Source organism: Nocardia sp. Root136 (genome assembly GCF_001427185.1).
Classification (GTDB): Bacteria; Actinomycetota; Actinomycetes; order Mycobacteriales; family Mycobacteriaceae; genus Nocardia; species Nocardia salmonicida.
This window is the reverse complement of record NZ_LMFE01000005.1, coordinates 44,887-65,164: the sequence shown is the minus strand read 5'-3', so window position 1 is coordinate 65,164 and position 20,278 is coordinate 44,887. Positions and strand designations below refer to the sequence as shown.

At 67.0% G+C, this 20,278-nt stretch carries 20 protein-coding genes and 1 rRNA gene; 13 read left to right on the top strand and 8 right to left on the bottom strand.

What is annotated here, in order from left to right:
- From rrf to ASD42_RS17135, 3 genes are all read left to right on the top strand, one after another.
- Nucleotides 1-83: ribosomal RNA gene (gene rrf, locus ASD42_RS35860) — 5S ribosomal RNA — on the top strand; the annotation flags it as partial.
- 75 nt (nucleotides 84-158) lie between these two features.
- Nucleotides 159-842, top strand: coding sequence for an endonuclease NucS (nucS, locus tag ASD42_RS17140; RefSeq protein WP_056817852.1), 684 nt, complete (start codon nucleotides 159-161; stop codon nucleotides 840-842).
- Nucleotides 843-854: 12 nt separating this feature from the next.
- On the top strand, nucleotides 855-1,145 hold the full coding sequence (locus ASD42_RS17135) for a hypothetical protein (protein WP_056817850.1): 291 nt from the start codon (nucleotides 855-857) through the stop codon (nucleotides 1,143-1,145).
- Nucleotides 1,146-1,246: 101 nt separating this feature from the next.
- Here ASD42_RS17135 and ASD42_RS17130 read toward each other — a convergent pair whose 3' ends face one another.
- A complete protein-coding gene (locus tag ASD42_RS17130; RefSeq protein ID WP_082844347.1) occupies nucleotides 1,247-2,248 on the bottom strand; it encodes a hypothetical protein in 1,002 nt (333 codons plus the stop codon).
- A gap of 86 nt (nucleotides 2,249-2,334) precedes the next feature.
- Nucleotides 2,335-2,796 (bottom strand): methylmalonyl-CoA epimerase, encoded by a 462-nt coding sequence (gene mce / locus ASD42_RS17125; RefSeq protein WP_056817848.1) that lies wholly within the window; start codon nucleotides 2,794-2,796, stop codon nucleotides 2,335-2,337.
- Nucleotides 2,797-2,927: 131 nt separating this feature from the next.
- Here mce and ASD42_RS17120 point away from each other — a divergent pair, with 131 nt between their 5' ends.
- The 4 genes from ASD42_RS17120 (at nucleotide 2,928) to ASD42_RS17105 (ending at nucleotide 6,005) form a co-directional block, all read left to right on the top strand.
- A complete protein-coding gene (locus ASD42_RS17120) occupies nucleotides 2,928-4,112 on the top strand; it encodes an acetyl-CoA C-acetyltransferase (protein ID WP_056817877.1) in 1,185 nt (394 codons plus the stop codon).
- Nucleotides 4,113-4,208: 96 nt separating this feature from the next.
- A complete protein-coding gene (locus tag ASD42_RS17115) occupies nucleotides 4,209-4,586 on the top strand; it encodes a DUF3817 domain-containing protein (protein ID WP_056817846.1) in 378 nt (125 codons plus the stop codon).
- 61 nt (nucleotides 4,587-4,647) lie between these two features.
- Nucleotides 4,648-5,517 (top strand): tetratricopeptide repeat protein, encoded by an 870-nt coding sequence (locus ASD42_RS17110; protein ID WP_056817844.1) that lies wholly within the window; start codon nucleotides 4,648-4,650, stop codon nucleotides 5,515-5,517.
- Nucleotides 5,518-5,612: 95 nt separating this feature from the next.
- Complete coding sequence (locus ASD42_RS17105) at nucleotides 5,613-6,005, top strand: nitroreductase/quinone reductase family protein (protein WP_056817843.1); 393 nt, start codon at nucleotides 5,613-5,615, stop codon at nucleotides 6,003-6,005.
- On the opposite strand, the gene glgB is transcribed toward ASD42_RS17105, so the two are convergent.
- From glgB to ASD42_RS17085, 4 genes are all read right to left on the bottom strand, one after another.
- A complete protein-coding gene (gene glgB, locus ASD42_RS17100; RefSeq protein ID WP_056817841.1) occupies nucleotides 6,002-8,158 on the bottom strand; it encodes a 1,4-alpha-glucan branching protein GlgB in 2,157 nt (718 codons plus the stop codon). The genes ASD42_RS17105 and glgB overlap by 4 nt on opposite strands.
- Nucleotides 8,158-10,158, bottom strand: coding sequence for an alpha-1,4-glucan--maltose-1-phosphate maltosyltransferase (locus ASD42_RS17095; protein ID WP_056817839.1), 2,001 nt, complete (start codon nucleotides 10,156-10,158; stop codon nucleotides 8,158-8,160). Before ASD42_RS17095 ends, glgB begins: the two co-directional genes overlap by 1 nt.
- A 75-nt stretch (nucleotides 10,159-10,233) precedes the next feature.
- Nucleotides 10,234-10,878 (bottom strand): LysE family translocator, encoded by a 645-nt coding sequence (locus ASD42_RS17090; protein WP_056817837.1) that lies wholly within the window; start codon nucleotides 10,876-10,878, stop codon nucleotides 10,234-10,236.
- 51 nt (nucleotides 10,879-10,929) lie between these two features.
- On the bottom strand, nucleotides 10,930-11,520 hold the full coding sequence (locus tag ASD42_RS17085) for a TetR/AcrR family transcriptional regulator (RefSeq protein WP_056817835.1): 591 nt from the start codon (nucleotides 11,518-11,520) through the stop codon (nucleotides 10,930-10,932).
- 80 nt (nucleotides 11,521-11,600) lie between these two features.
- On the opposite strand from ASD42_RS17085, the gene ASD42_RS17080 reads away from it, so the two are divergent.
- The 5 genes from ASD42_RS17080 (at nucleotide 11,601) to ASD42_RS17060 (ending at nucleotide 17,281) form a co-directional block, all read left to right on the top strand.
- Nucleotides 11,601-12,020, top strand: coding sequence for a VOC family protein (locus tag ASD42_RS17080; RefSeq protein WP_056817875.1), 420 nt, complete (start codon nucleotides 11,601-11,603; stop codon nucleotides 12,018-12,020).
- A 36-nt stretch (nucleotides 12,021-12,056) separates the two neighbouring features.
- Nucleotides 12,057-14,627 (top strand): alpha-glucan family phosphorylase, encoded by a 2,571-nt coding sequence (gene glgP, locus ASD42_RS17075; protein WP_056817833.1) that lies wholly within the window; start codon nucleotides 12,057-12,059, stop codon nucleotides 14,625-14,627.
- 83 nt (nucleotides 14,628-14,710) lie between these two features.
- Nucleotides 14,711-16,072: an NCS2 family permease gene (locus ASD42_RS17070; protein WP_056817831.1), complete on the top strand. Its 1,362-nt coding sequence runs from the start codon at nucleotides 14,711-14,713 to the stop codon at nucleotides 16,070-16,072.
- Between the two features lie 68 nt (nucleotides 16,073-16,140).
- On the top strand, nucleotides 16,141-16,554 hold the full coding sequence (locus ASD42_RS17065; protein WP_063816362.1) for a hypothetical protein: 414 nt from the start codon (nucleotides 16,141-16,143) through the stop codon (nucleotides 16,552-16,554).
- A 181-nt stretch (nucleotides 16,555-16,735) separates the two neighbouring features.
- Complete coding sequence (locus ASD42_RS17060; protein WP_056817827.1) at nucleotides 16,736-17,281, top strand: DoxX family protein; 546 nt, start codon at nucleotides 16,736-16,738, stop codon at nucleotides 17,279-17,281.
- Between the two features lie 166 nt (nucleotides 17,282-17,447).
- Here ASD42_RS17060 and ASD42_RS17055 read toward each other — a convergent pair whose 3' ends face one another.
- Nucleotides 17,448-17,684, bottom strand: coding sequence for a hypothetical protein (locus tag ASD42_RS17055; RefSeq protein ID WP_131816882.1), 237 nt, complete (start codon nucleotides 17,682-17,684; stop codon nucleotides 17,448-17,450).
- A gap of 380 nt (nucleotides 17,685-18,064) precedes the next feature.
- On the opposite strand from ASD42_RS17055, the gene ASD42_RS17050 reads away from it, so the two are divergent.
- Entirely contained in the window at nucleotides 18,065-18,874 is an 810-nt protein-coding gene (locus ASD42_RS17050; protein WP_056817823.1) for a hypothetical protein, read from the top strand.
- A 1-nt stretch (nucleotide 18,875) separates the two neighbouring features.
- On the opposite strand, the gene ASD42_RS17045 is transcribed toward ASD42_RS17050, so the two are convergent.
- On the bottom strand, nucleotides 18,876-20,177 hold the full coding sequence (locus ASD42_RS17045; RefSeq protein ID WP_235569637.1) for a glycosyltransferase 87 family protein: 1,302 nt from the start codon (nucleotides 20,175-20,177) through the stop codon (nucleotides 18,876-18,878).
- Nucleotides 20,178-20,278 lie beyond the last annotated feature (101 nt).

Sequence of the window (20,278 nt, the reverse complement as noted above, 5' to 3'; positions counted from 1 at the left end):
CCATTCCGAACCCGGAAGCTAAGGCCACCTGCGCCGATGGTACTGCACTCGACAGGGTGTGGGAGAGTAGGACACTGCCGGAACATCATTGCGAAAGGCCCCCAACCATTGGTTGGGGGCCTTTTTGCGTTCCCAGAGCAGTCGCCTACAGTGCTTGGGTGCGCCTCGTCATTGCTCGTTGCCAGGTCGACTACGTCGGTCGACTGACCGCCCACCTCCCGATGGCTCGTCGGCTGTTGCTGATCAAGGCCGACGGGTCGGTGCTCGTGCACTCCGACGGCGGCTCGTACAAGCCGTTGAACTGGATGAGCCCGCCGTGCTGGCTGGTGGAACAAGACGTGCCGGAGTCGGTGACGGCGAAGGCACTGTGGGTGGTGACGAACAAGGCCGGCGAGGAACTGCAGATCACCATCGAGGAGATCGAGCACGATTCCTCGCACGAGCTCGGCGTCGATCCCGGCCTGGTGAAGGACGGCGTCGAAGCGCATCTGCAGGAGCTGCTCGCCGAACACGTGACGAAGCTCGGGGAGGGGTACACCCTGGTTCGGCGCGAGTACATGACCGCGATCGGACCGGTGGACCTGCTGTGCCGTGACGCCGGCGGTGCCTCGGTGGCGGTGGAGATCAAGCGCCGCGGTGACATCGACGGTGTCGAGCAGCTCACCCGCTACCTCGAACTGCTCAACCGCGACCCGCTGCTTGCCCCGGTGGCCGGGGTGTTCGCGGCGCAGCAGATCAAGCCGCAGGCGAGGACGCTGGCCGAGGACCGTGGAATCCGCTGCCTCACGCTCGATTACGACGAGCTACGTGGCACGGAGAGCAACGTTTTCCGCCTCTTCTAGGAGGGAAGTGGGATGCCGCGACGTAAACCACGCACCGGGCGTCCTGCGGGCCCCGCACCGCTCGGTGACGTGTACGGCCGGACCGAGGACGGGCCGGGCGATGAAACCTATATCGTGCGAACGGTTCCCGGTGCCCGCGCGGTGAAGACCTATCGGTGCCCCGGCTGCGACCACGAGATCGCCGTCGGTGTCGCCCATGTCGTCGCCTGGGCCGCCGAGGGCGGCGAGGACGACCGCAGACACTGGCACCAGGGTTGCTGGAACGGTCGACGCACCCGCGGCATCACCCGCCGCTGGTCCTGACCGACATCCGAGCTGTAGACAACGAAAACCGAAGGCCGCCTCGATGTTCGAGGCGGCCTTCGGTTTTCCAGGTGAATGTCGTTACGAGTCCGACAGACTGATCAGTTGACGTCGGCGCTCTCGCGGTCCTCGTCGACAATGTCCTCGTCGGCGACCTCCGGGATGGCCTTGTTCTGGCGCGAGCTCGAGACCGACTTGTTTCCATTGCTGTTGTTGCTGATCGACTTGCGCTCGGGAGTGCCGTCGAGCAGTTCGCTCTCGCGGTTGACCGCGGCGAGCATGGCGGGCACGGAGTCGAGCTGACCGCGAATTCCGAGCAGCTGGGCGAGCACCCGGCCGCGCAGCACGCGCATCTCCTCGGCCAGTTCCTTCGCGTGCGCGATCTTGCGCTCGGAGGTCTGGGTGGCGGAGCTGATCAGGCGGTTGGACTCATCGGTCGCATCCTTGATCCGCTGGGCGGCCTCGGCGCGACTGGTGGCCTCGAGCTCCTCCATGGCACGGGTCAGCTTGGTGCGCCGATCGTTCATGGTGGCCTCGAAGTCCTGCTGGGTGGCCTTGCGCTTGGCCTCGGCCTCCTTGCCGAGACGTTCCACATCGGCCTGTGCGGCCTCGATGATCTTGGCGGACTCGGTGCGCGCGTTCGCGAGGGTCTGCTCGAACTCGATCTCGAGCGCCTCGCGCTTCTCCTTGGTCTCCGCGAGCAGCGACTCGTACTTGCCACGCATCTCGGTGGCCTGCTGCTCGGCGATCGACACCATCTCGGCGGCTTCGGCCTGCGCAAGCGCGCGGACCTCGGACGCTTCGTCCGAGGCCAGGCGCAGCATGCGCGAGATGCGGTCGGACATGCCTTCGGCGGTGGTCGGCGGCACGGAAAGCCGGTCGACCTCCTTGCGGAGCTCGTCGATCTCGTCACGCGCATCTTCCAGCTGGCTGGCGAGATTGCGGGCCTGCGCTGCGGCAGCATCCCGGTCGGTGGCGGTGACGCGGAGCTCAGCGTCGAAGCGGTCGAAGTAGTTGCGCACCTCGTCTTGCGCATAACCCTTGCGCACAACGGTGAAGGGCAGTGCAACGAAGCGATTGCGATCGGACTCAGGTGACGACATGGCACACAAAATACAGCCTCGAGCGAGCCTATGGAGACTCGACCGTGATTGTGATCTCGCTGAGATTTACCGACAGTACCGGCGTACTAGTGCGTAACGTCCGGGTTCGGCTCCACGAGCTCGACCAGCACACCGCCAGCATCCTTCGGATGGATGAAATTGATGCGGGAATCGGCGGTTCCGTGGCGGGGGGCTTCGTACAGCAAACGCACGCCGCGTCCGCGCAGGAAGTCCGAAACCGCTTCGATATCGGTGACCCGGTAGGCCAGCTGCTGCAGTCCGGGGCCGCTGCGGTCGATGAACTTGGCGATGGTCGACTCGGGGGTGAGCGGGGACAGCAACTGCAGGGCGGTCGCTCGGTCGGCGGCGGCGGGGCACGACAGCATGGCCTCGACGACGCCCTGGGCCTCGTTCACCTCGCGGTGGGTCTCGACCATGCCGAGGTTGTCGGTGTACCAGGCCACGGCGATGTCGAGGTCGGGCACGGCGATGCCCACGTGGTCGACGGCGATGACGTAGTCGGCGGGGATGAAGTTCTCATTGGTCACCCCACGAAGCTAGCGCGGACCTGCGTGCCGGGTGCGGGCCGATACCGGTTACCGTGGAGTCCAACTCCTGTACGCGCGCGGTGCTGCCGTGTGCCTCCGGCGAGGTTCGACTCAATGAATGCGAGGCTTTCGTGACCACTTCTGTCATCGTGTCCGGTGCGCGTACCCCGGTCGGTCGGCTGCTCGGCGGTCTGAAGGGCTTCAAGGCCTCGGATCTGGCCGGTGTCGCCATCAAGGCCGCGCTCGAGAAGGGCGGCGTCGCGCCCGCGCAGGTCGACTACGTGATTCTGGGACAGGTGCTGCAGGCCGGTGCGGGGCAGCTGCCCGCGCGTCAGGCCGCCATCGCCGCGGGTATCCCGATGGATGTGCCGTCGCTGCTGATCAACAAGGTCTGTCTGTCCGGCATCAACGCCATCGCACTGGCCGATCAGCTGATCCGCGCGGGTGAGCACGAGATCGTGGTCGCCGGCGGCATGGAGTCGATGAGCCAGACCCCGCATCTGCTGCCCAAGAGCCGTGGGGGCTTCAAGTACGGCGACACCACCCTCGTCGACCACATGGCCTACGACGGCCTGCACGACGTGATCACCGACCAGGCCATGGGCCTGCTCACCGAGGATCGCAACGACCTCGACAAGGTGAGCCGCGAGGAGCAGGACGCGCTGGCCGCGGCCTCGCACCAGCGCGCTGCCGCCGCGTGGAAGAACGGGCTGTTCGAGGACGAGGTCGTGCCGGTCGCCGTGCCGCAGCGCAAGGGCGACCCGGTCTACGTCACCGAGGACGAGGGCATTCGCGCCGACACCACCGTCGAGTCGCTGGGCAAGCTGCGTCCGGCCTTCCGCAAGGACGGCACCGTCACCGCGGGCACCGCCTCGCAGATCTCCGACGGCGCGGCCGCGGTGATCGTGATGAGCAAGGCCAAGGCCGAGGAGCTGGGGCTGGAGTGGATCGCCGAGATCGGCGCCGCGGGCCAGGTCGCCGGACCGGATTCGACCCTGCAGGACCAGCCGGCCAACGCGATCCTCGCCGCGTGCGCCAAGGAGGGCATTACGCCCGCCGAGCTGGACCTGATCGAGATCAACGAGGCGTTCGCGGCGGTCGGTGTGTCGTCGACCCGCAAGCTCGGCTTCGACCCGGAGAAGGTCAATGTCAACGGTGGCGCCATCGCCATCGGTCACCCGCTCGGCATGTCCGGTGCGCGCATCCTGCTGCACCTGGCGCTGGAGCTGAAGCGTCGCGGTGGTGGCGTCGGTGCCGCCGCGCTGTGCGGTGGTGGCGGTCAGGGTGACGCGCTGATCATCCGCGTACCTGCCTGATCCCGTTCGACCACGAAAGCCCTGGTACTCCGCGTGGGTACCAGGGCTTTTGTTGTGACCGGTCCAACTACGTGGTGTCGTAGATCATGCGGCACAATGGTGGGCATGGGTTTCTTCGATTTGCGGTCCACGGCCAGTCGGTTTCGGTTCTTCGCGGTGCTCGAGGCGCTGTCCTGGATCGGGCTGCTGACCGGAATGGCGTTCAAGTACCTGCCCGCGGAGGGCAACGAGATCGGCGTGAAGATCTTCGGACCGGTGCACGGCGCGATCTTCGTGCTGTTCGTGATCACGGCGCTGTTGACCTCGCGCGAACTGAACTGGAACTGGAAGACCACCGTGCTGGCACTGGCGTCGAGCATTCCGCCGCTGTTCACCGTGATCTTCGAGGTCTGGGCGGTGCGCACCGGTCAGCTCGGTGAGCTGAGCGCGGACGTGAGCAAGGGCTCCGCGGCTGCCGCTCCAACAGCTTCGTGACAAACTGGAAAGCGTGACTCGACCCGCTGCCCGCCGTCCATCGCCCGCCGCTGCCGCCGCCATGTCCGGTGCGGTGGATCTGTCCGCGCTGAAGCAGCCGCCCGCCGCTCCCGGCGGTGGCGCTGCTGCTCCGGCCTCGGGGAACCACACGGTCACCGAGGCGGATTTCGAAGCCAAGGTGATTCGGCGCTCGACGCAGGTGCCCGTGGTGGTCGCGCTGTTCTCGCAGCGCAGCGCGGGCAGCGTCGAGCTGGTTCGCACCCTGGAACGGTTCAACGCCGAAGACCGTGGCGCCTGGGATCTGGCCGTGATCGAGGCCGAAGCCAATATGAACATCGTGCAGGCGCTGCGCGTGCAGGGCATTCCGACGGTGATCGCGGTGGCGGGCGGGCAGCCGCTGGCCGATTTCGAAGGCGCGCAGCCGGACCCGCAGGTGCGGCAGTGGCTCGACGCTGTGATGGACGCGACAGCGGGCAAGCTCGAGGGCGACCCCGACGCGGCTCCCGTCGAGCCCGAGATCGAGGACCCGCGCTTCGTCGACGCGGAGGACAAGCTGTCCGAAGGTGACTTCGCCGGCGCCGAGGCGGCCTACGAGGCGATCATCGCCGAGGAACCCGGCAACGAGGAAGCCAAGGCGGCCCTGCGCCAGCTGCGCTTCCTGACCAGGGCCCAGCAGCTCGACCCGGCTGTGGTCGCCACCGCCGACGCCGACCCGGCGAATCTGGACGCCGCACTCGACGCCGCCGACATCGAAATGTTCGAGCAGCGACCCGAGGCGGCCTTCGATCGGATCATCGCGATCGTCAAGCGCACCGCGGGCGACGACCGCACCAGGGCCCGCACCCGACTGCTCGAACTGTTCGAGCTGTTCGATCCCGCCGAGCCCTTCGTGATCGCCGCCCGGCGCAAGCTCGCCGCCGCACTGTACTGACACCCACAGCCCCGCCACGATTGCTTTTCGAAGCCGCCCCGGTCGAACATCGCTGGGGCGGCTTCGCTGCGTGTGAGTGGTGCTACGGTCGAAATATGGCGTCCAAGAACGATATCCAGCATCGGATCGTCACCGCGTTCCAGCGGCGACTGAATCCGATCCTGGGCAGACTGCCCGGTCAGCAGTTGCTCGAGACGGTCGGACGGGTGAGCGGGCAGCCGCGGGTCACGCCGATCGGTGGTCGGCGCGTCGGAAACGAGTTCTGGTTGGTCTCCGAGTTCGGGGATCGCTCGCAGTATGTGCGCAACATCAAGGCCGACAACAGGGTCAGGGTGCGCCTGGGCGGACGCTGGTACACGGGGACCGCCGTATTGCTGCCCGGCGACGATCCACGGGCCAGGCTGCGGCAGTTGCCGCGCTACAACAGCACCGCGGTGCGGGCGTTCGGTACCGACCTGCTGACGATTCGGGTCGACCTGGATCGTTAAGCCGTCGAGGACAGCCAGAGGGCGCTGTGCGGGGCCATGGTAATGGTGGCCGAGGCCGGGTGACCGTGGCTGGGGGTGTCGACGGCGGTGACGATGCCGAGATTGCCGATGCCGGAGCCCGCGTATTCGTGGGCGTCGGTGTTGAGGATCTCGTGCCAGGAGCCGGGGTGGGGCAGGCCGATGCGGTAGTTCTCGCGGAGGGAACCCGAGAAGTTGAAGACGGCCGCCACCGCGCTGCCGTCGGTGCTCCAGCGCAGGAAGGCGAAGACGTTGGCGGTGCTGTCGTCGGCTTCGATCCAGGAATGACCGCCGGGGGTGGCGTCTTGCGTCCACAGGGCGGGGTGGGCGGTGTAGGTGCGATTGAGGTCGGCCACCATCGTTGAAATGCCCTGGTGGAGTGGGTTTTCCAATTCCTGCCAGTCCAGGCCGCGGTCATTGTCCCATTCGCGGAACTGGCCGAATTCCTGGCCCATGAACAGCAGTTGTTTGCCGGGGTGGGCCCACATGTAGGCGAGCAGGGCGCGCACGCCGCTCGCCTTGGCGAAGTCGTCGCCGGGCATGCGGGTCCACAGCGTGCCTTTGCCGTGCACGACCTCGTCGTGGCTGATCGGCAACACATAGTTCTCGCTCCACGCGTACACCAGCGAGAACGTCATCTCGTTGTGGTGCCAGGAGCGATGGATCGGGTCGCGACCCAGGTAGCCGAGAGTGTCGTGCATCCAGCCCATGTTCCACTTCATGGTGAAACCGAGGCCGCCGACGTCGGTGCCGCGGGTGACGCCGGGCCAGGTGGTGGACTCCTCGGCGATGGTGACCACGCCGGGATGGGCGCCGTGCACGGCGTCGTTGAGCTCCTGCAGGAAGTCGACCGCTTCCAGATTCTCCCGGCCGCCGTAGATATTCGGCTCCCAGCCGCCGTCGGGGCGGGAGTAGTCCAGGTACAGCATCGAGGCCACGGCGTCGACGCGCAGGCCGTCGATGTGGAACTCCTCGATCCAGAAAGTGGCATTGGCGACCAGGAAGTTGCGGACCTCGTTGCGGCCGAAGTCGAAAACGAAAGTGCCCCAGTCGAGTTGTTCGCCGCGGCGCGGGTCGGGGTGTTCGTAGAGCGGGGTGCCGTCGAAGCGGGCCAGTGCCCATTCGTCGCGCGGGAAATGCGCGGGAACCCAGTCCAGGAGCACCCCGATGCCCGCGTTGTGCAGGTGGTCGACGAAGTAGCGGAAGTCGTCGGGGCTGCCGAAACGCGAGGTCGGGGCGTAGTACGAGGTGACCTGGTATCCCCACGATCCGCCGAACGGGTGCTCGGCCACCGGCAGCAGTTCGACGTGGGTGAATCCGGTCGCGCGTAGGTACTCGGCCAGCTGATGGGCCAATTCGCGGTAGTCGAGGCCGGGTCGCCAGGAACCGAGGTGGATTTCGTAGGCGCTCATGGGGGAGCGGACCGCGTCGGTCTTCGCGCGTCGGTCGAGCCAGGCGCTGTCGGTCCACACGTGGTCGGCGCGGGTGACCACCGAGGCCGTCGCGGGCGGCACTTCGGTCGAAAAGGCAAGGGGGTCCGCGTGATCGACGACACGACCGTCGGCGCCGTGGATCCGGTACTTGTAGCGCGTGCCCGGTCCGACGCCCGGCACGAACACCTCCCACACCCCGGAACTGCCCAAGGCGCGCATGGGTGCCGAGGTGCCGCTCCAGTGGTCGAAATCGCCGAAGACGGTGACACCGCGAGCATTCGGGGCCCAGACGGCGAACGAGGTGCCGTCGACCTCGCCGTCGAGGGTGGTGTAGTGGCGCGGGTGCGCGCCGAGCACCTCCCAGAGGCGGGTGTGTCGGCCTTCGCCGATGAGGTGCAGGTCGAATTCGCCGACGGTGGGCAGGAAGCGGTAGCCGTCGGCGGAAACCACCGTCTGGCCGCCCGGGTATTCGGCGCGGACCCGGTAGTCGTCGATCTGTGGATACGGCAGGACCGCGTCGAAAATACCGTGGCCCAACGACTTCAGCCGATGCTCGGACTCGCCCACGAGCACCGTCACGGTGTCGGCGTGGGGGCGAAGGACCCGGACCGCGGTGCCGTCGGCATGGGAGTGTGCGCCAAGGACGGTGTGCGGGTCGGGATGGGTGCCCGCGGCCAGCAGCAGTAGATCGCGGCGCTTCATCACAGTGTCTCGCGGTAGGCCAGCGGTGCGCGGGCGGCGGCGGGGACCGCTGGCAGCGCCAGGATGTGCGCGACCGCGCGCGCGGGGTCGAGGCGCACGAAATTCTGCTGGCCCCAGTGGTATTCCTCGCCGCTGATCTCGTCGAAGACCACCGGATGGTCGTGCCATTCGCGGCCGATAGCGGGGAGATCGAGCGAAATATGGCCCTGCTCGGCGGCATAGGGGTTCAGGTTCACGATGACGAGGACCGCGTCGCCGGAGACCGGATCGATCTTGGAGTAGGCGATCAGCGCGTCGTTGTCGATGTGATGGAAGTGGATGCAGCGCAACTGTTGCAGCGCGGGGTGATTGCGCCGGATGTCGTTGAGGCGGGTGAGCCACGGTTCCAGCGATTCACCGCGCTCGAGGGCCCCGGCGAAATCGCGGGGACGAAGTTCGTACTTCTCCGAATCGAGGTATTCCTCGCTGCCCTCGCGGACCGCCTGGTGTTCGAACAGTTCGAAACCGGAGTACACGCCCCAGGTGGGCGACAGGGTGGCCGCGAGCGCGGCGCGGATGGCGAACATGCCAGGGCCGCCGTGTTGCAGGCTTTCGTGCAGGATATCGGGGGTGTTCACGAACAGATTCGGTCTGGCTTCGTCGGCCTTGGCGGCGATCTCGTAGCCGAAGTCGGTGAGTTCCCACTTGTGCACGCGCCAGGTGAAATACGTGTACGACTGGCTGAAGCCGCGGCGGGCCAGGCCGTAGAGGCGGGCCGGACGGGTGAACGCCTCGGACAGGAAGATCACGTCGGGGTCGGTGCGGCGCAGCTCCGCGATCAGCCACTCCCAGAAATCGGCGGGCTTGGTGTGCGGGTTGTCCACGCGGAAGATGGTGACGCCCAGCGAGATCCAGTACCGGACCACCCGCAGGATCTCGGCGTAGAGACCGTCGGGGTCGTTGTCGAAGTTGACCGGGTAGATGTCCTGGTACTTCTTCGGGGGGTTCTCGGCGTAGGCGATGGTGCCGTCCGGGAGTGTGGTGAACCACTCCGGGTGGGCGGCGACCCAGGGATGGTCCGGCGCGCATTGCAGGGCCAGGTCGATGGCGACATCGAGGCCGAGAGCTGTTGCCGTGGAGACGAATTCGACGAAGTCGGCTTCGGTGCCGAGGAGTGGGTTCACGGCATCGTGTCCGCCGTCCGCCGAGCCGATGGCCCAGGGGGAGCCCACATCGCCGGGCTCGGTGGTGAGGGTGTTGTTGCGGCCCTTGCGATTCACCACGCCGACCGGGTGGATCGGCGGGAGGTAGACGACGTCGAATCCCATGCCCGCGATACGGGGGAGTTCGCGCGCGGCCGTGGCGAAGGTGCCGTGGATCGGGTTGCCTTCGGCGTCGCGGCCGCCGGTGGAGCGGGGGAAGAATTCGTACCAGGAGCCCACCAGGGCGCGGCGGCGTTCGACCAGGACCGAGAACTGGGTGCCGCGGGTGACCATCTCGCGCAGCGGGGTGGCGCGCAGGATCTCGGTGATCTCCTCGGAGAACGCGGGGGCGACCCGGGCCGGGAGTTGTTCGTCGCTGCGCAGGGCGGTGGCGGCGGCGCGCAGGCGTTCGAACTGCTTCTTCGGGACGGCTTGGGCGGCGCGTTCGAAGAGGATCGCGCCGGTCTCGAGGTCGTTGGCCAGGTCGGCGGCGGTCTGGCCGACGGACAATTTCGCTTCGACGGCCGAGCGCCAGGTGGCGACGGGGTCGCTCCAGCCTTCGATGCGGTAGGTCCACAGACCTGGGGCGTTGGGGGTGAAGTGGGCGTTGAAGACGTCGGGTTGGTAGTCGGGGGCCATGCGGATACGGGTGATCCGGGAGGAGCCGGGGGCTCGGACCGCCAGGGTGGCGGCTACCGCGTCGTGACCCTCGCGCCAGACGACGGCGCGGACGGGAAACACCTCGCCGACTGCGGCTTTAGACGGGCGACCGCCGGGGATGGACGGGGCGATGTCATCGATGGCTATCCGGCCGGTCACTCGGCTAACCTACTGCATTTTTCCGGGTGGGGAGCGCTGGTGGCCGGGGGTGCGGTGATGTCGTCCGGGGTGGTTTCAGCGTGTGTCGGCGGCCAGGCCTAGGCCGAGGGCTACCAGGACGGCGGCGAGGGTGCGTTCTACCCGCTGACGGATCGCGGCACGGCGCAGCCAGGCGCCTGCTCGGTCGGCGGCCAGGACCACTCCCACGCACCAGGCGCCGTCGACGACGACCTGGATGGTGGCCAGGATGAACAGGGTGGGCAGGGCAGGGCCTTCGTTCGGGAGGAATTGGGGCAGGATCGTCATGCCGAACACCGCCGCCTTCGGGTTGGCGGCGATCGAGATCAGCGAGGCGCGGAAGGCGGCGGCGGGAGTGTTGCCGCCCGGGAGTTTCGCGGTGAGGGCGGCGCCGAAGTCGTCGCTGTGGCCGCGGGCGTGGCGCCAGGACTGGACGCCGAGCCAGATCAGGACGACGGCGCCGACGACATGCATGGTGGTGTTGAGCCAGCGGTTGGCGGCCAGCAGAATCGAGAGCCCGGTGCCGCCCGCGAGCGTCCAGCCGAGAATGCCGATCTCGTTGCCCACGACCGCGGCCAGACCGGCGCTGCGGCCGTCGCGAACCGATCGCTGCAGGAACAGCGCCGTCGCGGGCCCGGGCAGCGCGGCCAGGATGAGGGCGGCGACCAGGAATTCGGGCAGGACATCGACCCAGTGCGGCATCGGTGCATGGTGGCACGGAGTGCCGGGGTATGGCGAACGGATTTCGTGGCGTCAGGGCCCGCGCAGGCCCGCGAGGAGTCGGTCGAGGGCGGCGATGGTGTCGGTCAGCGCGTCGGGGTCGGTGGTGGTGGCCAACCACAGCGCGGCCTCGTTCATCGCGCCGGAGAGCAGTTGGGTCAGCGGGGCGACCGGTTGTGGGGGAAGGACACCGGCGTCGACGAGGGATTGCAGGGCTTCGTGCAGGTGGCGGGCCGAATTGGCCTCGTCCATGGCGCGCCATTCGTGCCAGCCGAGTACGGCGGGGCCGTCGATCAGCAGGATCCGCTGAACGAGCGGGTCGGCGCAGGCTCGCAGGAAGGCGGCGCAGCCGGTGGTGAGCTGGGTCCACGGGTCGGACTCGGTGTCGGCGGCGGCGGCCACCTGCGCGCCGACCTCCTCCTGTACCTGCGTGAGGACCGCGCGGAACAGGTCGGCCTTGCTGTCGAAGTGGTGATACAGCGCGCCCTTGGTGACCCCGGCGGACGTCACGATCTCCGGCAACCCCACGGCGGCATAGCCTTTCGCGGCGAACAGGGCCCTTGTCTCGTGTAGCAGGACGCGCCGCGTCTGTTCGCGTTGCCGCGTTCGCGCCGTCGATGTCATCGACTGTCCTCCCGTTGACCTACCGATGGTATGTGAACTATCGTACGACACATACCAACGGTATGTGAAAGGTGAATCCCATGAGACTCAGCAGCTACTACCCGGTGCTCGCCACCAGTCGGATCGCGGAATCGCGCGACTTCTACACGGCCTGGTTCGGCTTCGAGATCGTCTTCGAGGCGGACTGGTACGTCAGCCTGCGGCGGCCGGGCGCCGACGACGAGCCGACCTACGAACTGGCCCTGCTCGACCCCACCCATCCCACGATCCCGGCGGGCTTCGGCAAGCCGGTTCAGGGGGTGGTGCTCAACTTCGAGGTCGACGATGTCGACGCCGAGTGGGACCGACTCGTGCGGGCCGGCGGCCTTCGCCCCGAACTCGAGCTGCGCACCGAGGACTTCGGGCAACGCCACTTCATCGTCGCCGATCCCGCCGGCGTGCTGATCGACGTGATCACCGAGGTCCCGCCCACCCCCGAATTCGCTGCCCAGTTCACCTAGGACCCCCGTGCGGGCTCGATCGTTTATTCTTCCGGGGTGAAGGCACTTCGTCGGTTCACTGTCCGTGCCCATTTGCCGGAGCGGCTCGCCGCGCTGGGTGAGTTGTCGACGAACCTGCGGTGGTCGTGGCACGGCCCGACGCAGGATCTGTTCGCCGAGCTCGATCCGCAGTTGTGGCGCGCCGTCGGCCAGGACCCGGTACGGATGCTGGGGGAGGTGCCCGCCGAGCGGCTCGATGAGCTCGCCGCCGATCCTGGCTACACCGCGCGGGTGGACGCCGCTGCTGCGGGCTTGCAGGACTACCTGACTCGGCCGCGGTGGTTCCAGGAGCAGACCGGCACCGATGTGGCGGGGATCGCCTACTTCTCGATGGAGTTCGGCGTCACCGAGGTGCTGCCGAACTACTCCGGCGGTCTCGGCATCCTCGCCGGTGATCACCTCAAGGCCGCCTCGGACCTGGGCTTGCCGCTGATCGGCGTCGGGCTGCTGTATCGCTCGGGGTATTTCCGGCAGTCGCTGTCGGCCGACGGCTGGCAGATGGAGCACTACCCGGCGCTCGACCCGCAGGGGCTGCCGCTGCGGCTGCTCACCAGCGACGGCTCGCCGGTGCTCATCCGCGTCGGCATGCCGGAGGGGCGGGTGCTGCGGGCCAGGGTGTGGATCGCGCAGGTGGGCCGGATCCCGTTGCTGCTGCTCGATTCCGATATCGCCGACAACGATCCCGAATTGCGGGCCGTCACCGACCGGCTCTACGGCGGCGATCAGGACCACCGCATCAAGCAAGAGATCCTGGCCGGAATCGGTGGCGTTCGCGCGGTGCGCGCTTACACCCGTGCCAACGGGCTCCCCGATCCCGATGTCTTCCACATGAACGAGGGTCACGCGGGGTTCCTCGGCGTCGAGCGCATGCGTGAATTCATCGCGGGCGGACTGGATTTCGAGACCGCACTCGCCGCTGTGCGGGCAGGCACCGTGTTCACCACGCACACTCCGGTGCCCGCGGGCATCGACCGATTCCCGATGCCGTTGGTCCGCAGGTACTTCGGCGGATCGCACGGTGAGTCCGAATCCGTGCTGCTGCCAGGGCTTTCCGTGGACCGGATCCTCGCGTTCGGTCGTGAGGGCGATCCCTCGGTGTTCAACATGGCGCACATGGGTCTGCGCATGGCCCAGCGCGCCAACGGCGTATCGAAACTGCACGGTGAAGTCAGCCGGGAGATGTTCGCGGCGCTGTGGCCGGACTTCGACGCGGCCGAGGTGCCGATCGGCTCGGTCACCAACGGCGTGCACGCCCCGACCTGGGCCGCGCGCGAATGGATCGACAAGGCACGCGAACTCGTCGGGCCCGAGCTGGTCGAGGAGGCGCGGGGCTGGGAGAAGCTCAGCGACGTCGACCTCGGTCAGCTGTGGTCGACGCGGAACACGTTGCGCGGGGTACTGATCGATGAAGTGCGACGCAGGCTGCGCGATTCCTGGCGACAGCGCGGCGCCGCCGACGCCGAACTCGGCTGGATCGACGACGTCTTCGATCCGAACGTGCTCACCATCGGTTTCGCCCGTCGCGTTCCCACCTACAAGCGACTCACCCTCATGCTGCGCGACCCCGAACGTCTGCGCGCGTTGCTGCTCGACCCCGAACGTCCGGTGCAACTGGTGGTCGCGGGCAAGAGCCACCCCGCCGACGACGGCGGTAAGGCGCTGATCCAACAGGTCGTACGGTTCGCCGACGACCCAGAGGTGCGTCACCGCATCGTCTTCCTGCCCGACTACGACATGTCGATGGCCCGCTACCTGTACTGGGGTTGCGATGTGTGGCTGAACAATCCGCTGCGCCCGCTCGAAGCCTGTGGGACCTCGGGAATGAAGTCCGCGCTCAACGGCGGCCTCAATCTGTCCATCCGCGACGGCTGGTGGGACGAGATGTACGACGGCGAGAACGGCTGGGCCATCCCCACCGCCGACGGCATCCGCGACGAGACCCGCCGCGACGACCTCGAGGCCTCGGCGCTCTACGAACTCGTCGAGCGCACTGTCGCGCCGCGTTTCTACGACCGTGACGCGAGTGATGTGCCGATCCGCTGGACCGAGATGGTGCGCCACACCCTGCAGACCACCAGCCCGAAGGTCCTGGCATCGCGGATGGTGCGCGACTACGCCGAGCAGTACTACGGACCCGCGGCCGCAGCGTTCGGTCGCGCCGCAGCCGATGAATTCGCCGGTGCCGCCGAGATCGCCGAATACCGCAAGCGCGTCGACGCCGCGTGGCCCTCGGTACGGATCGCACAGGTCGACAGCTCGGGCCTGCCCGATACCCCGGTGATCGGCGCGGAACTGTCGCTGCACGCGCGCATCGATCTCGGCGGGCTCGCGCCGTCGGATGTGGTGGTGCAGGCGGTACTCGGCCGGGTCTCGCCGACCGACGACCTCTCCGACACGACCACGATCGAGATGCGCCACACCGGCGCCGACGAAGGCACCGAGCTGTATTCGATCCAGGCTCCGGTCCCGCTGTCGGGCGCGGTCGGGTACACGGTCCGTGTCCTTCCCCACAACGCGTTGCTCGCCTCCGACGCCGAACTGGGCTTGGTGGCCGTCGCGGGGGCGTGACCGTACAGGGTGACACGAGTGCCGGGTTATTCGATTCAGTGAACTTTCCGCTACCGTTCCGGGGTCGATAACTGAGGAGAATCATGGCCAGTGATGCCCTGACCCGTGCCAGAGGGCGCATCGACGGATATTTCGGTATCTCGTCGAGTGGGTCCAGCTTCAAGCGCGAGGCGATGGCGGGCACGGTCACGTTCCTGGCGATGTCGTATGTGCTGGCGGTGAACCCGTCGATCCTCGGTGACGAGGGCGCTCTCGGCGACAAGGGCATCCCGATGCAGGCGGTCTTCACGGCCACCGCCGTCGCCGCGGTCTTCGGCACCCTCGTGATGGGCATCTGGGCGAAGTACCCGATCGCGCTCGCGCCGGGTATGGGTCTCAACGCGTTCTTCGCCTACACGGTGGTGCTCAGCATGGGCATCCCGTGGCAGGTGGCGCTGTCGGGCACCTTGCTGTCGGGCATCATCTTCTTCGTTCTGGCGATCACGAAGGTCCGGGAGCGGATCCTCAACGCGATCCCGTTGCAGATGAAGTTCGCCGTCGGCGCGGGGATCGGTTTGTTCGTGGCGTTCCTCGGGTTGAAGAACGCGGGCATCGTGGTCAACAGTGACTCGACGCTGGTGACTCTCGGCGACCTCACCGATGGCACCACGCTGCTGGCGCTGTTCGGTCTGATCGTGACCGTGGTCTTCCTGGTGATCGGCTGGCACGGCGCGGTGCTCTACGGCATCGTCTCGACAACGATCCTTGGCATGGTGACCGGTCTGGTCGACATACCGAACGGCATCGCCGAGATGCCGAAGGGGCTGGATCAGACCTTCGGCCAGGCGATCATCCACCTGCCGGACGCTTTCACCGGGCAGATGATCGTGGTTGTCCTCACCATGCTGTTCGTCGATTTCTTCGATGCCTCCGGCACTTTGATCGGTGTCGCCAACCAAGCCGGTCTGCTGAACAAGGACGGCACCCTGCCCCGCGCGGCGAGCGCGATGGCCGCCGACTCGGTCGGCACCACCGCGGGCGCGATCATCGGTACCTCCACCACCACCGCCTATGTCGAATCGACGGCGGGTGTGTCGGCGGGTGGTCGAACGGGACTCACGGCGGTGACCACCGCGGGCTGGTTCCTGATCGCGATGTTCTGCTATCCGATCTTCTCGGTGGTCGCCGGATCGGCCGAGATCACCTCTGCCGCGCTGATCGTGGTCGGCATCCTGATGGCGCGTTCGCTGGGCGACATCGACTGGCAGAACCTCGAGTACTCGGTGCCCGCGTTCATCACGGTCATCATGATGCCGCTGACGTATTCGATCGCCAACGGGCTGGCGATGGGCATGATCTTCTACCCGATCGTGATGGTCGCCAAGGGCCGTATCAGGGAAGTACACCCGGCCATGTGGGCACTGATGGTGCTGTTCCTCGCGTACTTCATCTTCCTGGTGGAGTAGGCGTTCCGGCCATAGGTGTGTCTATACTCGGGCTAGCCTAGGCTTGCCTAACTAGAGGAGATCCATCCATGAAGCGTTCGCTTGTTGCCGCGTCGATGGCGTTTGCCACCATCTTCGCGCCGGTCACCGCCGCTGTCGTCGCCACCGCCCCCGCCGCGATCGCCGCCCCCGCCACGCCTTCGGTCGGTGAGCTGTACGGCAAGCTGCAGGCAGCCATGAATGGTTCGGCGTCCGAGCTCGAGTCGGGCGATGCCAGTGGCCTCGCGGTCGTGCGCGACACCGTCAACCGGATCCCCGGCTACAGCTGGGATGTCTCCGGCCCGGTCACCGTGGACGGTGACACGCTGTCGGCCACGCTGAACAGCCGCCTGGGTGACTACGCCTTCCCGATCCCGGTGACCTGGAAGAACATCGGCGGCACCTGGAAGCTGTCGCAGGAGTCCGAGCAGACTCTGGTCGGCTACGCCACCATGGCGTGGTGAACTGACGTCTTCGACAAGGGTCGTCCCGCTGGGGCGACCCTTTTCGTTGTCCTGTGCGCGGGGTCACAGAAATGCCTGGAAGGGCGTGAAATAGTGACAGCGGACCCAGGGTTGTGACCGAGGAAGGCAATCGGACCACGGTCCGGTTGCGGGCATGTTTCGAATCGCAGACGAGGAAACGATGACCGACACCGCTACCCGCATCACCCCTACCGCCACCACCGACGAGACCACTGCCGCAGGTATCGGCCTGCTGGTGCTGCGCGTCGGCTTCGGTGGTCTGATGGCCGCCTACGGAACCCAGAAGCTGTTCGGTTGGTTCAACGGCAAAGGCTGGCAGAGTACTGTTGATGACTTCACCGCCATGGGCTACAACCCCGGCGAAATATTTGGCACGCTGGCCGGGCTGACCGAATTGGTCGGCGGGCTCCTACTCGTGTTCGGGCTGTTCACGCCGCTGGCCGCCGCCATCGTGCTCGGGACGATGATCAACGCCATCAACGTGCTGTGGAGTGGCGGGCTGTTTCCGGAATATCCGTTGACGGGATACACCACACCGCTACTGTTCGCGCTGGTCGCTGCGGCTCTGGCGTTCACCGGGCCGGGGCGTTTCTCGCTCGATGCCGGGCGGCGGTGGGAGCGTCAGGGGTTGGTGTGGGGCGGAGCCGCGGTGGCGGTCGCCCTCGGCGCCGCTGTGCTGACGCTCATTCTCAAAGCTGCGCTCTGAGGTAGTTCTTCCGCGGCGCGGTGACCGGAATTCGGTTGTCGCGCCGCTTTTTCATCCGACGGCGAGCTGTTATCTCATCGGTCGCGTACTCGCGATTTCGATGTAGCTGTGGCGTTGGGGTGACTCCGCGCTGCGCAGCCACCCCAACGCCACTGGTGTGGTCGAGCTACTTGCGGACCCAGAGGCGCCACTGGACCTGGGGCGTCAATTCGCATTTGTAGTCGCGCTGGTTCGGGTGTGCTCCGATGTAATCGGCAGCGCCGAAATAGCACTCCTGTTGTGTGGCGTAGACGCCGACAATTTTCCAATGGACAGTCATCGGATCCGCGTTCGCGGCGGACGCCGCCCCGAGCGTCAATGCGCAACCTGCCAGCGAGGCAGCGAATATGCGTGTTGCTTTCATGGTTCCCTCCCCTGGAACTCGAATGCGGTCGATCGAGTCGTCGAACGATCGCGTTGCCAGGCTACCTGGATCAGTATGGTCCTGCAATGATGACGAAGCTGTCTGATTCAGTTGGGGTACAAGAGGTTTGGGTTGGGTGGTCTCTCGGAGAGGCGCGTTGATCCGCGAAGCGCCGATGTGAGTCTGACCACTCGCAGGGCGGTGACCGGCTCCCGGCCGCCGCTACGCATCGTTTTCGCGGTAGGCGGCGACTCGTCATCGGCCGTACGCCAGTGGTTCCATGCAGTGGCCGCACCTGTCACCGATAGCGATTAACCTCGTGGCGGTGCCTGTTCTCAGCGGCGCCACGCATTGTCCGCGGATGGAAGAGGAGAGCTGCGATGAAGGCTTACGACCTGGGTTTCGGGGACTCGGCGGACAAATTGGCCGAGACGCCCGACGGTGAGCCGCTGACGCTGGACGCGCCGGTGCGCTCCGGCTGGATCGGCAGCGAAGGACCGGCCATCGATCCGGCCACCTGGCCGCGCGGACCCGTCACCGGCCTGCCGATGATGCACGCGCTCACCCTGCGGCTGCCCACCGATTTCCAGCGCCGCGGCCCCGGGTTCCCCGCCGTCGCGCTCTTCCAGGGCGAGGGCCAGTTCGCCGGTACCGACGCGGTCGAGGCGGACGCGGCCTCGGATGACCCCCTCGCACGCGACCTGGTCGCCACCCGCCCGCACCCGAAGTCGCAGATCATGCACGACGAGATCGGCGGCGCTTTCGCGCTGATCTGGCTCACCGAAAAGGAATTCGCCGGCGGTCCCGTGGCCCCGCCCGCCGACGTTCGCCTGCCCGGATCTCCGAGCGCGAGCGATGAAGGCTGTAATGCCTGGGACGATGTGCATCCCACCGTCGGTGTCTGGCTCGCCGAGCGCACCGCCGATCCCAATGTCGGCATCCCCCCGGTCGAATACGAGCCGAACACGAAGTACCAGGACCCGCTCACCGAGGACTCCGGCTGGACCGCGTGGGCCGAGCCGCTTTTCGGCCGCTCGCACCTCGGCGGCACCGCCTTCCCCGTCCAGGCTCTGCCCGAGGGGTTGACCCCGTACTACCTGGAAATCGAAGAGATCTCCGGCATGAACCTCGGCGGCGGCAACGCCCAACTCGACTTGGAGTCGGGCGTTTTCGATTGGTCCTGCGGGTAGCTCAGTTCATCATCGCCGGACGGTCGTCGTCGGGGTGTGGGGCGGCGACGGTCCGGGTTTCGGGTGAAATCTGTTCGGGGGCAGAGATATCGATAATCGGCTCGATGGGAGCGGGCGGTAGTCTGCGCGAACGAATGTGCAGGGCGATGCCCGCCAGGGTGATCAGGTAGATGATCACGTAGACGTTCATCAGCACCTGGGACAGCGGCCACCACGGCGGGAGCAGGAAGGTGCCGACGCTGACCCAGGTGGGGGTATAGGTGTAGTTCCAGGCGGCGATGGCCAGGTAGAGGCCGCCCGCGGCGAGCCACCACGGTGTGCGCGTTTGGGCGCGGTGGATCAGGTAGACCAGCAGTGGGACGAACCAGACCCAGTGGTGGCCCCAGGAATACGGGGAGATCGCGCAGGCAGTGAGGCCGCCGAGCGTGACCGAGAGCAGAGGTTCGCCGCGCCGGACCAGCACGGCCGAGAGCCACAGGGCCGCCAGCGCGATCGGTATCGCGATCATCAGCCACAACCACACCGGTGCGGGGCCGTGCGTGAGGTGGGCGATGGCGCCGCGCAGGGATTGGTTGGCCGGGTGGACGTCGGGGGCGATGCGGCCGGAATGGAAGAACGTCGAGGTCCAGTACTGATAGGAGTCCCTCGGCAGGACCAGCGCGGTCAGGCCGATCGACGCGACGAAGGTGAGGCCGCCGGTCGCGGCTGCGCGCCAACGCCGTTGGGCGAGGTACTGGGCGATGAAGTACAGCGGGGTCAGCTTGATGCCCGCGGCGATGCCGACGCCGATGCCGCGCAACTTGCTGTTCTCGGCGCGGGAGAAGTCCCACAGCACCAGCAGCATCAGCACCAGATTGATCTGCCCGTAGTACAGCGTGGTGCGCACCGGTTCGGCGAACGTGCAGGCCAGGGTGAGCAGTGCGCTGACGGCGGCCAGCCCGGGGGTTACGCGGTAGCCGAGCATCCGGAAGCTCTGCAGCGCAACCGCGAACAGCACCAGCAGGTTGAGCACCATCCAGGTGGTGGTGACGTGTGCCCACGGAACCAGCAACAGCGGCAGGAACACCAGGGCCGAGAACGGCGTGTAGGTGTAGAGCAGGCCGTAGTGCGTCGGGTCGATGTAGAGCGCCCGGTCGTGCACCACGCGCCAGCCGCCGTCGCGGTAGATGTGCACGTCGAGACCGCCGACGAGAATGCCGCCGCTGTCCATCCATGGATCCATGGTCGTGAACAGCAGTGTCACGCCGAAGACAGCGGTACCGAGTAGCAGAAGAAGCGTCAGGGTCGTGCGCGGCAGTGCCACGCCTCGAGATCTCTCCGCCACGGCCGTGCTACCGGCCGGCCCACATCGTATGCACGACTAAGAACCTACCGCGCCGGGTGAACGACGTTCGGCGGCGGACC

Excerpts from the sequence above, each read along its gene's own strand:
- ASD42_RS17130 (WP_082844347.1), bottom strand. The coding sequence starts at position 2,248 with ATGTCGTCACCTGAGTCCGATCGCAATCGCTTCGTTGCACTGCCCTTC.
- ASD42_RS17085 (WP_056817835.1), bottom strand. The coding sequence starts at position 11,520 with ATGACATCGACGGCGCGAACGCGGCAACGCGAACAGACGCGGCGCGTC.
- ASD42_RS17060 (WP_056817827.1), top strand. The coding sequence starts at position 16,736 with ATGACCGACACCGCTACCCGCATCACCCCTACCGCCACCACCGACGAG.
- ASD42_RS17110 (WP_056817844.1), top strand. The coding sequence starts at position 4,648 with ATGTCCGGTGCGGTGGATCTGTCCGCGCTGAAGCAGCCGCCCGCCGCT.
- ASD42_RS17050 (WP_056817823.1), top strand. The coding sequence starts at position 18,065 with ATGAAGGCTTACGACCTGGGTTTCGGGGACTCGGCGGACAAATTGGCC.
- ASD42_RS17080 (WP_056817875.1), top strand. The coding sequence starts at position 11,601 with ATGAGACTCAGCAGCTACTACCCGGTGCTCGCCACCAGTCGGATCGCG.
- ASD42_RS17055 (WP_131816882.1), bottom strand. The coding sequence starts at position 17,684 with ATGAAAGCAACACGCATATTCGCTGCCTCGCTGGCAGGTTGCGCATTG.
- ASD42_RS17090 (WP_056817837.1), bottom strand. The coding sequence starts at position 10,878 with ATGCCGCACTGGGTCGATGTCCTGCCCGAATTCCTGGTCGCCGCCCTC.
- ASD42_RS17135 (WP_056817850.1), top strand. The coding sequence starts at position 855 with ATGCCGCGACGTAAACCACGCACCGGGCGTCCTGCGGGCCCCGCACCG.
- ASD42_RS17115 (WP_056817846.1), top strand. The coding sequence starts at position 4,209 with ATGGTGGGCATGGGTTTCTTCGATTTGCGGTCCACGGCCAGTCGGTTT.
- glgB (WP_056817841.1), bottom strand. The coding sequence starts at position 8,158 with ATGAAGCGCCGCGATCTACTGCTGCTGGCCGCGGGCACCCATCCCGAC.
- ASD42_RS17105 (WP_056817843.1), top strand. The coding sequence starts at position 5,613 with ATGGCGTCCAAGAACGATATCCAGCATCGGATCGTCACCGCGTTCCAG.
- ASD42_RS17065 (WP_063816362.1), top strand. The coding sequence starts at position 16,141 with ATGAAGCGTTCGCTTGTTGCCGCGTCGATGGCGTTTGCCACCATCTTC.
- ASD42_RS17070 (WP_056817831.1), top strand. The coding sequence starts at position 14,711 with ATGGCCAGTGATGCCCTGACCCGTGCCAGAGGGCGCATCGACGGATAT.